We start from the raw sequence: 15,318 nt of genomic DNA on the forward strand, positions 1-15,318 counted from the left end.
AAAATCAGCGTAAAGCCACGTAAATTATTCACTATTAAGTAAAAAGAGTAACGCCACACGTCGTGGTGAAGATAGTGTTACGGCAGTGGTAGGCGCATGCGAGCTTTTTCAAAACTGGTTTATGATGTCAGTCAGTTAAATGACTTTTTAGTCACTTCTCAGTTCTCTTCAAGTAAACAATATTTGGTGCAAATATTGTCGACTCAATCACGCGACTTTGCGACCACACTTTCGGACGCTGTTTTATTGTTGCTGCCGAATGCTCATGTCATGGGGCATAGTACGCGTAATGTCATTCTGGAGGGGGAGATATTTACCTCTGGTTGCCTGATCAGTGTGACTGAGTTCGAACAAACCACGCTTACTTCTGCCGTCCAAACCTACTCTTACTCCCCCGATATTGATGGTGGAGAGCTCAAACGCTCGCTTCTGTTGCAGCATAATTCGCAAGTGATCCTCAGCTTTGCTGTGCAAATTGAACGACGTGACTATCCCTTGTTTCAAACCTTCGCCAGTGAAGAAGTCGTGATCTCTGGAGGGTTGGCGCAAAGTATTGATGATGGCTGTTGGGTGCTATATCAAAACCGAGTTTACGATAACGCTGTGGTCGCCGTAGCTTTGCACAGTGATACATTGAAGTTATGGACGGATGCGTATTCGGAATGGAACCCGATTGGCATGCCACATAAAGTCACCCATGCAAAAGGAACGCGCTTGTATTGCTTAGGTGAACAGAAAGCGTTGGACGTATACAAGCGTTACTTGGCGGATGGCCATGATGTGACGCTGAGTCAGTTGCTCAGCTTTCCTTTGTATCGAGAAAGTTTGGGGCGCAAGGAAGTTTGCACGGTAACGGAGCTGCACGCTGATGGCAGTATGAGTTTCGACAGGCCTTGGTGTCTTGGTGACGAAGTACAATTTTGCTATAACCACCCCTCATTAACGCTCGAACAGGTGCGACATGGTGTGGTTGAGTTAGCCATGCACCAACCTGAAGTCGTGATGATTTTTAACTGCGCGTCACGGTTAGACTTTATTGACAGCAGCGACGAAGTCCAAGCCTTCAAAGATATCGCGACGACGTTTGGTAGTTATTGTATGGGGGAACTGCATGGCGGTATTGGACAGCCAGAAATTCTTCATCACAGTCTGACGTATTTAGCGATGCGAGAGGGAGACGAAGTACAAGCATTGAACTTGCCTAAGTCGCCCGTTAGCTCCTCTATTTCACCATTGTTTAGCTTGATTCGAAATGCGATTGGCGACCTCAACCATATGAACGCGCATATGGGGTATCAACTCGATCGCCAAACGCGCAAGTTACAAGAAAGCTATCGGCGAGATAGTCGCACTGGATTACAAAACCGAGTCGCGCTGCAAGAGCGGCTGAGTAGCATTGATTTGGATGAGCACTTGCTGACTCTAAAGCTACTTAACTTCAGCCATATCAATGAAAAATACGGTTATAGAGTAGGGGATCAGCTACTTAAAGACCTCTCAATGCATTTTACGAATCGACTGCGAAAGCGTTTTGGCATGCCAACGGCTTTGCAGCTTTATAGTATTGGAGTTGGTGAGTGGGCGTTCATATTTAAAGCTGACCAAAGCAGCGAAACCATCAAACAGCACTTTACTCGTTTTGCCGACGCGGTAGAGCAAACTAATTTTGAGCCAATTGGTCTGCGCGAAATAGATTATCTTTCTATCTCGCTGTGCGGTGGCTTAGTGAGTCGTCGAGATTTTCCATCAGCTTCTGCGGATGAGCTATTGCTCAAAGGCATTGAAGCGAGGCGTTCCGGTGTGCGCAGTAATACCCATATCTGCAATGCGAAAGACATCGAAGTCAGTGAGGATGTACGTAAAGAGCAACTTGGATGGTTGAGTTGCGTCAGTAAAGCCATTCTCAAACAGAACATCATCACCTATAGCCAGCCGATAGTGCATGCGGATAGCCATAAATTGGCAAGCCAAGAATGTTTGGTTCGCATTTTGGAGGAGGATGGAACGGTGATTGCGCCAGGGCGCTTCCTGCCTATTATTTCCGATACGCATCTTTATACTCGATTGAGTCGGCACATGATCCATTCTACGTTACATTACATGCGAGATAAGCAAGGTGACTTTTCTATTAACTTGTCGCCGCAAGATTTGCTTAGTGATAAAACTTTAATGCTTTTAGAGCATGAAATTTGTCAGCTCAATGACCCTAGGCGAATTGGTTTGGAAGTGTTGGAATCTGAGCAAATCAAAGACTACGGTCGAATGATCGAAGTATGCAGTCATTTCAGAAGCTTAGGAGCGCGTATCATTGTTGATGATTTTGGCTCAGGCTATTCCAATATTGATGAAATCCTAAAGCTGGAGCCGGAAGTCATAAAGCTCGATGGCAGCTTGATCCGTGATATCGATAAAGACTTAAAGCAGCGCAAAATAGCTTCTCAGTTGGTGCGTTTATGTCAGGTGTTTAACGCGGAGACGGTGGCGGAGTTTGTCCACAATCGAGAGGTGTGCAAAATCGCGCAGGATATGGGCGTCGACTATCTGCAAGGCTACTACTTGGGTGAACCTACGCGTTTGTTTTAGTTGTGTTTCACGTGAAACCATTCCAATAAAAAACGCAGCCTTGGCTGCGTTTTTTTATTTTGAGCCATTCGGTTTTAGTTGAGTTAGCTCGGTGATTGCTTGAGGGCGTGTCCACTTTTTTCGGCTTGAAATAGTGCAAGGTAGTGAGCAAAGAATGTGAGCATTTTTTGCTGGTTATTTTGCTCGCCTAGTTGTCCGAGTAAATGTGCGGCGACTTCAAACGTGCACAAGTTGCCTTGTTGTTGGTTGCGTCGCAGCTGATATTGCGAGTCTGCCGATGCAGACAGCGCCATAGTAGGGATACTTTCTAACCAACGGCTCTTGTTGATCATCTTGCGCGCCTCTTGCCAGGTGGAATCCAAAATAATAAACAGCGGATTTTTGGTTTGTTGCTGGCTTTGGAGCGCCACATGTTCGAGTGTGACGCTTTCTTCACTTGGGAATAGAAGCACTGGATACAGCGACGGATCAGCTAATCGAGCGAGCAATTCTGCTGGTGGTTGTTTTCGGTCCCAGATTACTCGCTCAATATTGAGTTGGCACTGCTCTAGTAGCTGGCCGGTATTAGTATCACGCGTCAGTTCATTCGGATGCATCAACAGCAAGATGTTGTGCTCGCTGGTAAGTTTCGGCACCAGTGAGCACATACAGTTGAATTGAAAACCACAATTTGGGCACGGTTGCGACATTACAGACGAACTCCTTCGCGCACAGGGCTAACCCCATCCGAGAACAGACGCACGCCACTGATTTGGTTTGGCGTTGTCGTTGGTGCCATGCTTGGGTTGAGTGGGTAGCTAACCCCACTGTATTGCATCACGTGTTGGGCTGCCTTAGATCCGCCACCGCTGACATTAAAAATAAGATCTCGCCAGCCATGAGAGGTTTGTTGGCCGAGCATAATCGGGCTTTGTACCAGTGTGATGCGGCTATTGAAGCGCCACTCTTTTTCGTGATGTTCAAAGATCAGCAATGTACAGCCACCGGAACCACACCAATCCAGCTGTACTAATAGCTCTTCGTTACCATCGCCGCTGAGGTCGTAAGTTAGCCAACGGTACTGGTTGTTGTTGGGGTTGGTTTGGTGAATGAAGAAGTAGTTGCGCACGGCGGCATCTACTTTGGAGTCAAACTCCGCACTAGAAGGCACGTCTGCACTGCTGATGGGCTTGTTGGCGCGTTTCTCGGCTGGTTGCATCATGCCCTCATCACGAATGGTGGCTGGATAAAGCACTAAGCCGCCATCGGCAATCGGATAAACCAAATTGCCGACTTTTTCTTTGGTCGCTTTGAGCTGATTGCCTTCTCGCGTAAACAGTCGCTCTGACATCAGTCTTTGTTGTTGATGATGCGTCATGACGACTTGAACCTGAGACGGACTTAATTGTTGCCAGTACCCACGCTCGATTAACGGTGCTTGCCCATTGGCGTAACTGTATTTTGTTGTGGCGCTGTGGTCTGGGTTTAAGGTCATTTGCACCTCAAAACCTTGTGATTGGGTTGAAGTCGCGACATAGGTATTGGCCCAGCCAAGCGTAGCGTCCACGTTTGCAGCTGTACCACAACCTTGATAAGTGTCGCCATCATGTTTTAGCGTCGCTTTCCAGCCATACAAAGAATCACTCATCGTATCTGAGCAGAGGTTTTCTGTTAGGCGAAGTTCACCATCTTGTAGTTGATATGTGCGCTGGCGAGGTTGAAGTTGACTGCTCTTAATCGCTAATTTTGTGGTTTGTTTGCCGATTGGCTGGAATGTCAGTCCATTAGCCTCAAAGCTTGCCGACCAAGAAGGCTCATTGCCAAACACGCGAGTTGGTTTGTTTGGTTGCTGACAACGGTTTGGACTTTCCGTTGTGAGGAAGTTCACTTGTTCCACGACAAAGTTAGCATCGAAATCAGCAGAAAACCCATCGATGCCCGGTGGGTTGAGATGGCCGATAACCTCGCCATACATGGTCTGGTAAGGCTCGTTATTTAACTGAATTGCTCGTTGCATTTGCTGTGGTGACAGTTGTAACCAATATTGCTTGTCGCTGCCACAAGGCATGATGTATTGGCTCTCGTGACCGACGATCACTTTTCCACGTAGCATAAAGGTTTGAGGTTGAATGGTGTCAGGCTTATCTAAGGTGGCTGGTGGAGAGGTTGGGTCAGCAGCACCAGATTGTGGCGGCTGCGAACTACATGCTTGCAGAACCAGCAGAGTGACAAGCGTCACTGGGTTTTTCAAAGCCTTCATGTTATATCTTCCTCATTATTGTTACTCAATCGGCATCGGATGGCATTATGGCATATTGGTTATTTAAAACTGAACCAGATACCTTTTCTATTGACACGCTTCGAACCCAAAAGGTTTCATGTTGGGAGGGAGTTCGTAATTATCAGGCGCGTAATATGATGCGTGACCAAGTGAAGGTGGGCGATTTCGTCCTGATTTATCACTCTTCTTGCAAGAATGTTGGCGTTGCCGGTATTGCTAAAGTCGTGAGAGAAGCCTATCCCGATCATTTCCAGTTCGATCCTGAAAGTGATTATTACGATCCAAAGTCAGACCCAGACAACCCGCGTTGGATTATGGTGGATGTCGAATTCGTGCGTAAAACGACGCGAGTGATTCCGTTATCGGTGATGAAAGCGATGCCAGAACTTGAGAACATGCCATTGGTGAAACGTGGAAATCGCTTGTCGATCATGCCTGTGACAGGAGAAGAGTGGGAAGCGATCCTTGGCAAAGAGAAGTTGCCAAGTCAGCGATAAAAGAAAAGGGCTGCGAATGTGCAGCCCTTTGTTATTGTTTGGAGTATTGCAGCTTACAGCAAGTGATCTTGTAGGTAGTGTGCAACCGCATCTTCTGCATTGCTGCCAATCACTTCGTTATTTGGCAATGCTTTCATCACTTTCTCGTGTGATGTACCCATGACCAATCCTTTACCTGCCATCGACAGCATTTCTACGTCATTCATGCCATCACCAAATGCCACGCAATTTTCTAACGTGAGGCCGAGTTTTTTCGCTACCGCTTCAAGAGCATGGCCTTTAGACACACCTGCACTCATTACTTCCAAGCACCATGGTGTTGAAAACGCAATATTCAGCTTATCGCCAAATTGTTCACGTAGTTTGTTTTCAAACACCACCAAGCGTTCGTGGTCTTGTGCTGGGTGAGTGAAGAAGATTTTCGCAATACCGTCAGTTGGCGCTTGGTCTTCATCGAATAAGACGTATGTGAATTCGTCATGGAAATCACGCAATGTTTCGTCGTCTTTGTTCATCAACCAACTGTCATTTTGATACATGTGGATAAGTATTTCTTGATCGTGCTTGATCGTGTCGATCACGCCTTGAACCAGTTCTGCAGGGACATTCTCGCTGTACATCAGCTGATCTTCCTGGTCATGCACACGGGCACCGTTCGAGGTGATCATGTAAGCCGGAATACCGACCTGACGACGGATGCTCGCAACGTCTACGTGGTGACGGCCTGTTGCAAAGACAAAGGTGTAACCCTTTTCATGCAGCGCTTTTAGCGTCTCTTTTGAGTAAGCACTGAGCTGATGGTTTGGTGCGAGTAACGTGCCATCCAGATCAGAGGCAACGATTTTAGTGATCTCTTTGCAAGGTAGCGATGTGCTCATGAAGTCCTCGTAAACGGTTTGGATAGTGTGGAACAGGTGAATTGCAAACGGAGTACAGCAGACTGACTAGATCATGCTGCTCCGAATGCGGGGGAATTTTGGTCGGTTGCATCTACGTGGTTAAACGCAGCCAGACCCAAGCAGTGTACGTCAAAATGAGGATGAAAAAGAGGGTAAATCAATGTGCAGACATTTCCTCTTTAATCATGGCCGTGAAATGGTCGCCTAGAGTTCTTATTATGTTTTTTCGTTTGGCGATGATTTCGGGTCATTCATAAAGCGGAATATCGCATCGAGTGCTTGATTACGATACTGGTCGGTCTCGAATAAGATCTCATGCTGTGCGCCTTCGATAGAAAGTAGCTCCGCATGTGGGTTGGTTTTACGCAATTTATCGATGAAACGTTTCTGTGCCAGATTGCTGACAATACGATCGTTCCCAGCTTGAATCAGGAGCACCGGTACTTTGACTTGGCGAGTCAATAAAAAGCATTGTTTTGCTGCCATTAGCCCTTGCCATACCCATCGTGTGCTCGGTCCACCGACTTGCAGTTCCGGTTTTTCCGTATAGAGATTTCGGAACCATTGGTAGCGACCATAGCTTTGGCTGAGCGGGTTATCTTCAAAGGGTTTAGGAAAGTAGGCCTGATGTCCTGGCGCATAACGTGGCAAAGTGGATACCGCTGACATAATTTGTGTCACAGGAATCGCTATTGGCGATAAGTACCATGGCAGATTAATACCAAACATAGGCGCACTAAGAATCAAGCCGGTAAAGGGATGTCCTGGGTGAGTTTGCAGATAACGTGTAGCGATTGCGCCGCCCATGGAGTGGGCAATGATGAAACATTGCTGATAGTCGCTAAGGTCGTGTTTGTTTACGACCATGTCCATATCGTCAATATAATCAGTAAAGTCATAGACGTGACCCATATCTGAGTCAGACAATAGACGATCTGATAAACCTTGTCCGCGGTGGTCAAAGGAATAGACGTCGAAGCCTTGGCGATAGAGATCGTAAAACAGTTCTTGGTATTTCCAGGAAGATTCAATGCGCCCATTAACGATGAGCACGGCTTTTTTATGTTCTGGGTTGGTCAGTTTGCACCAGTAGATGTTCTTTTTCTCAGTTCCTTTAACAAAGCCTTCTTGGCGAGTTTGCCAAAGTGCCGCGATCGGACCACCAATTGCTTGCTCAAATAATGACTCTTGAGTATAAGTCAAAGGTGAATGGTTAGTAGCCATTAGTCGATTACCTGAAGATACGTTGTTTACGCGATGTATCATCGAAGAATTAGTGAGGAAATGCAATGGATACCCACGTCTGGTTAGCTTATGTAGTAACTGCAATCGTTTTTAGTTTGGCTCCGGGGTCTGGCACGGTGAACTCAATCAGCAATGGTTTGAGTTACGGTACTCGCAAATCTTTGGGGGCTGTGATCGGTCTCCAAATTGGTTTGGCCATTCACATTGCGTTAGTTGGGGCGGGAATTGGTGCGCTGGTCGCACAGTCGGCAACGGCATTTTCTGTCATTAAATGGGTTGGCGCGGCTTATTTGGTTTGGTTGGGTATCCAGAAATGGCGAGACACCTCTAGCTTGGTGGCGGCTGAGAGCCACAAAGACATGTCTGGCATGGCACTCTTGTACAAAGCTATTTTGATTAACCTGACGAACCCTAAATCGATTGTTTTTCTGGTGGCGTTGTTTCCACAGTTTATTGACCCGGCACAAGACCAACTGACACAACTGTTGGTGCTTGGTGTTACGACTGTTGTGATCGACGCGTGTGTGATGTTGGGTTACACCACCTTGGCGGCGCAAATGGGACGTTTTATTCGCTCTGATAAAATCATGGGGAAAATAAACAAAGTCTTCGGTTCAATGTTTATGGGTTGTGGTGCATTATTAGCAGCTGCAAAGTCATAAGCCATTTATAGGTCCTTCTTTAGCATGAATACAACGTATGTTGCTCGCCAGCCGATCTTTAACCGCAAAAGACAGACGCTGGGTTATGAATTGTTGTTTCGAGATGGGGAGAGTAATGCATACCCTTCGCATATTGAGTCAAACCGAGCAACATACCGATTAATTGTCGAGAATTTCCTATCTCTGGGTACTAACCCAGTGATTGCTTCTTCGCGATGCTTTATCAATTTTCCTCATCAAAGCTTGGTGCGCCGCTTACCGCGCAGCTTGCCAAAAAACAAAATCGTCGTCGAAGTACTGGAAACTTGCCAGCCGACCGATGATCTTCTCGATGCGATTCGCGAGTTGTATCGAGAAGGTTATTTGATCGCGCTGGATGATTTCACCTTAACGCCGGAGTGGCGTCGCTTCTTACCTTACGTGCACATCGTTAAACTCGATATCATGGCAATGGGGCTGGAAAAAGCGTGTGCGTTGGTCAAAGCTCACCTTGCTAAACGCGTCAAATACCACTTTTTGGCGGAACGTGTTGAAACCGCAGAAGAGTTTGAGCAAGCCAAAGCGGCTGGCTTTAAGTTTTTCCAAGGCTACTTTTTTAGTAAGCCATTAGTTTCGCAAACAAAATACGTGAGCCCTGAGCAAGTGTTAGCGCTACAGCTTTTTCGTGAAGTCTGCTCACCAGAGCCAGACTTTACTCGTATTGAAACCATCATTACGCAAGATGTCGCGTTGTCGTACAAATTATTGCGCTTTGTAAATACGCAAGCGCCAAACCTCGCTGTCGAAATCAGCTCGTTTCGTCAGGCCTTGATCTACCTTGGTCAGGATAATCTTAAGCAGTTTGTCTCCTTGGTCGTGGCGTCGTATATCTCTAGTAACAAGCCTCGAGAGCTGTATCACCTTTCATTACAACGAGCGCAGTTCTGCCAATTAATGTCGCGTTATCAGCCATTTTCTCACCTTAACGAACAAGGGTTTATGGTCGGTTTATTATCGATTTTAGATGCGATGCTTGATTTGTCGGTGGAATCTTTAGTCAAGCAATTGCCACTTAGCGAATCTGTACAACAAGCCTTATTACATCGCAAGGGGGTTTATGGTGCGCTGATTTCTCTCGAAGAGTGTTACGAGCGTGCCGACTGGTCAGGCGTTGAAAAAATTACGATGCAGTTGGGATTGTCTTTGGAAGAGGTCAAGCTCTCGTTAGGCGAAGCGGTTCGCTGGAGTCAAAACGTCGCAACCGCGTAAATTTCTGCCGTATCTTTATTCTCTCTAACCGTTCTTCTCTCAATCTTTATTGGCTGTTTCGATGTGAAACTTTTATGACGATTCTGGGATCACTCTTGACGACATTTCAGAGTTAAATAAATATATACGCATATCCATATATAGGTATGTTTATTATGCTTCCACATCAGTTTTTCAAGCTGTTATCCGATGAAACGCGCGTACGTTGTTTAATGCTGGTGGCCCGTGAAGGCGAAACTTGCGTGGGTGATTTGGCGTTTGCGTTGCAAGAGAGTCAGCCGAAAGTTTCTCGTCATCTTGCTCAGTTACGCTCCAGTGGCATCTTGGTGGATAAACGCCGAGGGCAATGGGTGTACTACGAGTTATCGCAGCAATTACCAGGTTGGATGCGTAAGCTGATTGAAGACTTAGTGGCATCAAACTGTTTGAAGCAAGAGTACCAAGACGACATCACACGCTTGCACGATAAAAGTCGTGAGGCTTGCTGTTAATAGCACACAGAGATTCAAGGTAGAAGATTAAAGGGTAAAACTATGACAATTAAAGTAGGAATTAATGGCTTTGGTCGAATTGGTCGTTTAGCACTGCGAGCGGCATTCGACTGGCCAGAGTTAGAGTTTGTGAAAATCAACGATGTCGCAGGTGATGCAGCGACGCTTGGCCATTTATTAGAGTTCGATTCAGTGCAAGGTCGTTGGCACCATGAAGTGCAGGTTGAGGGCAATGAACTCGTCATCAACGGCAAGCGCATCGCCACGACTCAGCAACGTGATATCGACGCCGTGAACTGGTCTGGCTGCGATGTTGTGATTGAAGCGACAGGTGTACACCGCAAAACCTCGTACCTAGACCAATACCTCGATCAAGGTGTGAAGCGCGTGGTGGTGAGTGCGCCAGTGAAAGAAGAAGGCATTGCGAACATTGTTGTTGGCGTGAACGATCATATTTTCGACCCTGAAAAACATCGTATCGTGACAGCCGCTTCGTGCACAACAAACTGTATTGCGCCTGTTGTGAAAGTCATTCATGAGAAGTTGGGCATTGAGCAATCCTCTTTCACGACAATTCACGATTTGACCAATACGCAAACCATTTTGGATGCACCGCACAAAGATCTGCGCCGTGCTCGTGCGTGCGGCATGAGTCTTATCCCGACCACTACTGGTAGTGCGACTGCGATTGTGGAAATTTTCCCAGATTTAAAAGGCAAGATTAACGGCCACGCGGTACGTGTACCATTGGCGAATGCGTCATTGACCGACATCATCTTCGATGTAAAACGCGATACCACAGCAGAAGAAGTGAACGCTTTGCTGAAAGAGGCGTCGGAAGGGGAGTTAAAAGGCATTCTTGGCTTTGAGGAACGTCCGTTAGTGTCGATCGATTACAAAGGCGACCAACGCTCAACCATCGTTGATGCACAATCCACCATGGTGGTTGGCTCACGAATGGTGAAGATTTACGCCTGGTACGACAATGAAATGGGTTACGCAACGCGCACCGCAGAATTGGTTCGTAACGTTGGTCTGGCATAACCGGAGTTCACAATGTCTCATCCTACATGGCAATTAGATTTGGACTCTGGTGCATTAGTCCTAACACCGTGCCCGGGTACGAAAGGCGTCGATTTGCAAACGTCTTTACAGCAATTAAAAGAGCTGGGTGTTCAAGCCGTGGTTACGGCATTGGACAATGCTGAGCTAGCAGCGAAAGACGTTGCGGCTTTGGGTGACACCACTCAGCAACTGGGCATGAAATGGTTCCAGATCGAGATTGAAGATGACTGCGCACCAAGTGACGAATTTGCGGCGAAGTGGCACCAAGCCAGTCCGGAACTGCATGCGATTCTTGCTCAAGGTGGCAAAGTCGCGATGCACTGCATGGGCGGCTCGGGTCGCACAGGTTTGTTTGCGGCTCACTTGCTGCTAGAGAAGAAATGGCAGTTAGAAGATATCGTGCGAGAAGTGCAGGCTCTTCGCCCTGGTGCGTTTACAAAACCGGTGCAGCTTGAGTACATCGAACGCGTGGCGCAAGACGCTTGATCAGCTTAAATAGCTTTTGGAACATCATGATCCAAAAGCTATTTTCCAGTTTATATAATGGAAAATAGGTCAGCAGTAAAACTAAAGATTTTAGTCTAAATTTTTGTTTTTATTGGTTATATTTGTCCATTTGTAAATTTCGGTGTGTTTGTGAATTCGAACTAAGGTTGTATCGCCTTATGGTTGGTGTACAGGTTAATAAGCATTTGGCACATGATGATCTAAATGCTTCTATCGCTGTACATAAGAGGTCAATATGATTTCTCAATTGAGCAAAAGTATTCGTCAGTACATGTTAGTGACGTTTAACTATTGGAACTTTACCGTGACCGACGGAGCGCTGCGTATGCTGGTGGTGCTCTATTTTCACGACTTGGGTTATTCCACGTTAGCTATTGCCTCACTGTTCCTTTTCTATGAATTTTTTGGTGTGGTGACTAATTTGATTGGTGGGTGGTTGGGCGCAAGGTTAGGCCTGAACAAAACCATGAACATTGGTTTAGCGATGCAAGTGTTTGCGTTGCTGATGCTCGCAGTACCAAATGCATGGCTGACCATTCCTTGGGTGATGGCAGCGCAAGCTCTGTCGGGGATTGCCAAAGATCTGAACAAAATGAGTGCTAAGAGCGCGATTAAAACGCTAGTACCAGACGAACAGCAAGGTGCGCTCTACAAATGGGTAGCGATTTTGACTGGCTCGAAGAATGCACTCAAAGGAGCGGGCTTTTTTGTTGGTGGCTTGCTGCTGTCTTGGGTGGGTTTTCAAAACTCGATGTTTATTATGGCGGGTGTACTTACATTAGTGTTTGTTTGCAGCATGATCTGGCTAGAAGCGGACATGGGTAAAGCAAAGAGTAAACCTAAGTTTCGCCAAATATTCTCCAAGTCTGAATCGATAAACATTTTATCCGCAGCACGCATGTTCTTGTTTGGTGCTCGTGATGTGTGGTTTGTCGTTGCTTTGCCTATTTATCTTGGTAGCGTGTTTGGCTGGGATCACTTGTGGGTTGGTAGCTTTCTCGCTACGTGGGTCATTGCTTATGGGTTTGTGCAAGGCTTTGCGCCGCGTATTACTGGCAAAGCGCAAGGTCGTGTGCCTGATGGTAGTGCAGCATTGGTGTGGGCAGGAGTCCTAGCGTTAATTACGGGCGGTATTGCTTATGGTGTGCAAATCGGCTGGCAGCCTGAGTTGGTAATTGTTGTGGGGTTAATGATTTTTGGTGCTGTGTTTGCCATTAACTCTTCACTTCACTCGTATCTGATTGTGAGCTATGCCAAAGGCGATGGTGTGTCTCTGGATGTTGGCTTCTATTACATGGCCAATGCGATGGGACGTTTGATTGGCACGGTATTATCGGGTTGGATCTACCAAGAGGCTGGTCTTGCGGCGTGCTTATGGGTCTCCTTTGCTTTCTTGGCGCTGACGACGTTGATTTCGATTAAGCTGCCAAAAGCTAGCGTTGCTACTGCGTAACTATTCCCAGTATTGCTATCTGTAGATGGTATAAATGGCTCCAAATCGGAGCCATTTTTGTTTCTTATGCGCCGTTGATGTAATCAAACTGTGTGGGTTTGGCATCGAGAGTGAATGCTGATGTTTGGTTCTCGTTAATTGATTAGAGTGGTGATGAAATCCCCGTTGTAGGTCATTGTTGCGTTAAAAATAAGCAAAAACAGATTGTTAACCATTTCACTGGCTGAGATTTACCCTATGCTATAAACGATAAGCGACTCAAAGTAGGGAAAGGTATGAGAGAAAGGGTTCTGTTTTTTGATTTATTGCGCTGCTTTGCTGCGGTGGCAGTGATCGCCATTCACGTCTTGGCCCCTTATCGAAATGAGTTAGGAGTGATCCCGTTTGACCAATGGTTGACGGCGGTAGGCGTTAATAGCGTTACCCGCTGGGCGGTGCCAGTTTTCATTCTGATCACCGGAGCGTTGATGCTCAGTGACACTCGACCATTTGACGGTAAGTATTATATCAAAAGGCGTTTAGGCAAAGTCTTAGTCCCATTTCTTATTTGGTCGATGTTTTATGCATACCTCTCTGGCTGGACGGCTCAAGGGTTTGACTTTGAAACCGTAAAAGAGGTGTTAAGCAATAGCCCATTTCACGCAACGTATTATCACCTCGGTTTTTTCTATTACTTTATACCGCTGTATTTTGTGATTCCGTTGTTCCAATGGATGGTACGCAACGTTGATGACAATGTGTTGTATACCTATCTCGCATTTTGGATTTTCACCAGCACGCTGTTTTTGTTCAAGATTGATGGTCCGTGGAGTAACCAAATGTGGCTCTACATGGGTTACCTTCCTCTGGGGTATGTTTTATTTCAAAAGGTGCCTTTGAACCGCTCTATGGTGACCTTATTTACAGGGTTTGGTCTCGTCGCGTTGGCTGTGACATTTACTATGGTCGTGACAAACAGTCTAGAGGCTGAGAAGTACACGGTTGGACGCTGGCTATCTTACAAAACACTGAATGTCATTCTAGCAGCTTCGATGATTTTTATGATCGGTCGTTACTTTGGGGAAGGCTTGTCACCAAAAGTACAAAAAGTGGTGAGTGTGATCAGTCAGCACAGCTTGGGGATTTACTTACTTCACCCAATTTTCTTATGGCCGATGAAAGCGTTTGGTTGGTACACCGGACATCCCGCATGGGTGATTCCAGTCTGGATCATTATCAGTGGAGCTGGAGCCTTGGCGATGAGCTATCTCTTTTCTCGCTCTGCCAAGACTCGTTGGTTACTGCCTTAACGTTTGATGGCGAAGTGAAGGAATTTGTTACCACGATAGGTTAGCGTTCCTTTATCTCCAGGGTTGAGTGCATGGTAGTAGTGCACTCCAATTTGGAACTCTCGTTTAGGGCCAATAGAACCGCGCTGGACATAAATCCAATATTCTTGGTCGTCTTGGCCTGGTGGTGCATCTGGGATGTCGATAGCTTGCTTATCTAAAATAGTTACCTGTGCACTTTGTTCTGGAGCGTCTTCGCCCACATAGTGCTTGCTATAGAAACGAAAAAATACCCATGCGCCCAAAGCAATAAGGGCGAACAGGGCGACAATAAGTGAGATTGGCATGTTAACCTCCGATGTTTCATTGAGCTCTATTCTACAGAACTCATTGATGAAACGATGAGTTGAGATAACTTATTCATAATCTAATGAAAGGGACATGAATTTTATTCGGCGCACTTCACGGTTTACCTCAATGGGGGCGCGATGAAATCGTTGCTTCATCTGCAAGCTATGTCACTAAAGCTGAACTAAGTAGCTTTCACTTGTCTGGCTATATGCGCTCAAGGGCACAAATTGAAAGTAAAATTGCACTTAACGGCTCGAAAAAGCTCTAAATTTATAGAAGAATAAAAATAACGAACACGGGAAGGGTCTAGTAAGGAGGGTTACGATGTCAGATATTGAAAAAGTAGTCATGCGTACCCGAACGATCGAAAAACTTTTGCGTACTCAGTACCATGCAGAAGGGAAAGGGTTACACCAACTTATTAATAGTTGTGAAGAACGTTTACCACATGACGTGATAGCGAAACTTCGTTTTATCGCTACTGTGCGCAATAAAGTGGTTCACGAAGACGATTATAAGCTGGATGATCGGAAAGGCTTTATGGCGGCATGTGACGCTTGTGAAAAAGAGCTAACGCCAAGAAGCTCTCGTTTTATTTGGCGTGCAGCAATTTTGCTAATGACGTTGATTACGCTCGCCGCTCTTGGTTTCTACTATATGCATTGGGATATCTTGTCCAAACACATACAGTAGAAAAGCACAGATAAATAAAAAAGGACGCATTTGCGTCCTTTTTTATTTTTAATCAGTAGGTTAGTACATCATTGGCAGTGTCATTAAACCCACAAC

The 15,318-nt window shown here is 46.1% G+C and carries 15 protein-coding genes; 10 read left to right on the top strand and 5 right to left on the bottom strand.

Annotated elements, in window-relative coordinates:
• Positions 1–96 precede the first annotated feature (96 nt).
• Complete coding sequence (locus tag B7360_RS20340) at positions 97–2,583, top strand: EAL domain-containing protein (protein ID WP_085344476.1); 2,487 nt, start codon at positions 97–99, stop codon at positions 2,581–2,583.
• Between the two features lie 83 nt (positions 2,584–2,666).
• Here B7360_RS20340 and B7360_RS20345 read toward each other — a convergent pair whose 3' ends face one another.
• Together B7360_RS20345 and B7360_RS20350 are read right to left on the bottom strand one after the other, a co-directional pair.
• Positions 2,667–3,272, bottom strand: a complete 606-nt coding sequence (locus B7360_RS20345; RefSeq protein WP_085344477.1) for a tRNA-uridine aminocarboxypropyltransferase — start codon at positions 3,270–3,272, stop codon at positions 2,667–2,669.
• Positions 3,272–4,822, bottom strand: coding sequence for a COG3650 family protein (locus B7360_RS20350; RefSeq protein WP_085344478.1), 1,551 nt, complete (start codon positions 4,820–4,822; stop codon positions 3,272–3,274). Before B7360_RS20350 ends, B7360_RS20345 begins: the two co-directional genes overlap by 1 nt.
• A gap of 47 nt (positions 4,823–4,869) precedes the next feature.
• Between B7360_RS20350 and B7360_RS20355 the strand changes: the two genes are divergently transcribed.
• On the top strand, positions 4,870–5,340 hold the full coding sequence (locus tag B7360_RS20355; RefSeq protein ID WP_085344479.1) for an EVE domain-containing protein: 471 nt from the start codon (positions 4,870–4,872) through the stop codon (positions 5,338–5,340).
• A gap of 53 nt (positions 5,341–5,393) precedes the next feature.
• On the opposite strand, the gene B7360_RS20360 is transcribed toward B7360_RS20355, so the two are convergent.
• Complete coding sequence (locus tag B7360_RS20360) at positions 5,394–6,218, bottom strand: Cof-type HAD-IIB family hydrolase (protein WP_005393831.1); 825 nt, start codon at positions 6,216–6,218, stop codon at positions 5,394–5,396.
• 237 nt (positions 6,219–6,455) lie between these two features.
• A complete protein-coding gene (locus B7360_RS20365) occupies positions 6,456–7,463 on the bottom strand; it encodes an alpha/beta fold hydrolase (RefSeq protein WP_085344480.1) in 1,008 nt (335 codons plus the stop codon).
• A gap of 65 nt (positions 7,464–7,528) precedes the next feature.
• Between B7360_RS20365 and rhtB the strand changes: the two genes are divergently transcribed.
• The 7 genes from rhtB (at position 7,529) to B7360_RS20400 (ending at position 14,199) form a co-directional block, all read left to right on the top strand.
• Positions 7,529–8,146 (top strand): homoserine/homoserine lactone efflux protein, encoded by a 618-nt coding sequence (gene rhtB, locus B7360_RS20370; protein WP_005393828.1) that lies wholly within the window; start codon positions 7,529–7,531, stop codon positions 8,144–8,146.
• A 24-nt stretch (positions 8,147–8,170) separates the two neighbouring features.
• Positions 8,171–9,394, top strand: a complete 1,224-nt coding sequence (locus B7360_RS20375) for an EAL and HDOD domain-containing protein (RefSeq protein WP_085344481.1) — start codon at positions 8,171–8,173, stop codon at positions 9,392–9,394.
• Between the two features lie 155 nt (positions 9,395–9,549).
• The gene (locus B7360_RS20380) at positions 9,550–9,885 is read left to right on the top strand and encodes a metalloregulator ArsR/SmtB family transcription factor (protein WP_005393826.1); all 336 of its coding nucleotides are present in this window, start codon (positions 9,550–9,552) and stop codon (positions 9,883–9,885) included.
• A gap of 42 nt (positions 9,886–9,927) precedes the next feature.
• Positions 9,928–10,929: an ArsJ-associated glyceraldehyde-3-phosphate dehydrogenase gene (locus B7360_RS20385; RefSeq protein ID WP_085344482.1), complete on the top strand. Its 1,002-nt coding sequence runs from the start codon at positions 9,928–9,930 to the stop codon at positions 10,927–10,929.
• A 12-nt stretch (positions 10,930–10,941) separates the two neighbouring features.
• A complete protein-coding gene (locus B7360_RS20390; protein WP_085344483.1) occupies positions 10,942–11,436 on the top strand; it encodes a cyclin-dependent kinase inhibitor 3 family protein in 495 nt (164 codons plus the stop codon).
• A gap of 256 nt (positions 11,437–11,692) precedes the next feature.
• Positions 11,693–12,910: an organoarsenical effux MFS transporter ArsJ gene (gene arsJ, locus B7360_RS20395; protein ID WP_085344484.1), complete on the top strand. Its 1,218-nt coding sequence runs from the start codon at positions 11,693–11,695 to the stop codon at positions 12,908–12,910.
• Between the two features lie 275 nt (positions 12,911–13,185).
• Complete coding sequence (locus tag B7360_RS20400; protein ID WP_085344485.1) at positions 13,186–14,199, top strand: acyltransferase; 1,014 nt, start codon at positions 13,186–13,188, stop codon at positions 14,197–14,199.
• Here the strand turns inward: B7360_RS20400 and B7360_RS20405 are convergent.
• Positions 14,196–14,525, bottom strand: a complete 330-nt coding sequence (locus B7360_RS20405) for a DUF2500 domain-containing protein (protein ID WP_005393817.1) — start codon at positions 14,523–14,525, stop codon at positions 14,196–14,198. The genes B7360_RS20400 and B7360_RS20405 overlap by 4 nt on opposite strands.
• Positions 14,526–14,853: 328 nt before the next feature.
• Between B7360_RS20405 and B7360_RS20410 the strand changes: the two genes are divergently transcribed.
• The gene (locus B7360_RS20410; RefSeq protein WP_005393815.1) at positions 14,854–15,222 is read left to right on the top strand and encodes a hypothetical protein; all 369 of its coding nucleotides are present in this window, start codon (positions 14,854–14,856) and stop codon (positions 15,220–15,222) included.
• The last annotated feature ends 96 nt before the right edge of the window (positions 15,223–15,318 follow it).

It is taken from the genome of Vibrio sp. ArtGut-C1, from assembly GCF_002105475.1.
GTDB classification, from domain to species: domain Bacteria; phylum Pseudomonadota; class Gammaproteobacteria; order Enterobacterales; family Vibrionaceae; genus Vibrio; species Vibrio diabolicus.

Coding starts and splice junctions, on each gene's coding strand:
- B7360_RS20340 (WP_085344476.1), top strand. CDS start 97: ATGCGAGCTTTTTCAAAACTGGTTTATGATGTCAGTCAGTTAAATGAC.
- B7360_RS20345 (WP_085344477.1), bottom strand. CDS start 3,272: ATGTCGCAACCGTGCCCAAATTGTGGTTTTCAATTCAACTGTATGTGC.
- B7360_RS20350 (WP_085344478.1), bottom strand. CDS start 4,822: ATGAAGGCTTTGAAAAACCCAGTGACGCTTGTCACTCTGCTGGTTCTG.
- B7360_RS20355 (WP_085344479.1), top strand. CDS start 4,870: ATGGCATATTGGTTATTTAAAACTGAACCAGATACCTTTTCTATTGAC.
- B7360_RS20360 (WP_005393831.1), bottom strand. CDS start 6,218: ATGAGCACATCGCTACCTTGCAAAGAGATCACTAAAATCGTTGCCTCT.
- B7360_RS20365 (WP_085344480.1), bottom strand. CDS start 7,463: ATGGCTACTAACCATTCACCTTTGACTTATACTCAAGAGTCATTATTT.
- rhtB (WP_005393828.1), top strand. CDS start 7,529: ATGGATACCCACGTCTGGTTAGCTTATGTAGTAACTGCAATCGTTTTT.
- B7360_RS20375 (WP_085344481.1), top strand. CDS start 8,171: ATGAATACAACGTATGTTGCTCGCCAGCCGATCTTTAACCGCAAAAGA.
- B7360_RS20380 (WP_005393826.1), top strand. CDS start 9,550: ATGCTTCCACATCAGTTTTTCAAGCTGTTATCCGATGAAACGCGCGTA.
- B7360_RS20385 (WP_085344482.1), top strand. CDS start 9,928: ATGACAATTAAAGTAGGAATTAATGGCTTTGGTCGAATTGGTCGTTTA.
- B7360_RS20390 (WP_085344483.1), top strand. CDS start 10,942: ATGTCTCATCCTACATGGCAATTAGATTTGGACTCTGGTGCATTAGTC.
- arsJ (WP_085344484.1), top strand. CDS start 11,693: ATGATTTCTCAATTGAGCAAAAGTATTCGTCAGTACATGTTAGTGACG.
- B7360_RS20400 (WP_085344485.1), top strand. CDS start 13,186: ATGAGAGAAAGGGTTCTGTTTTTTGATTTATTGCGCTGCTTTGCTGCG.
- B7360_RS20405 (WP_005393817.1), bottom strand. CDS start 14,525: ATGCCAATCTCACTTATTGTCGCCCTGTTCGCCCTTATTGCTTTGGGC.
- B7360_RS20410 (WP_005393815.1), top strand. CDS start 14,854: ATGTCAGATATTGAAAAAGTAGTCATGCGTACCCGAACGATCGAAAAA.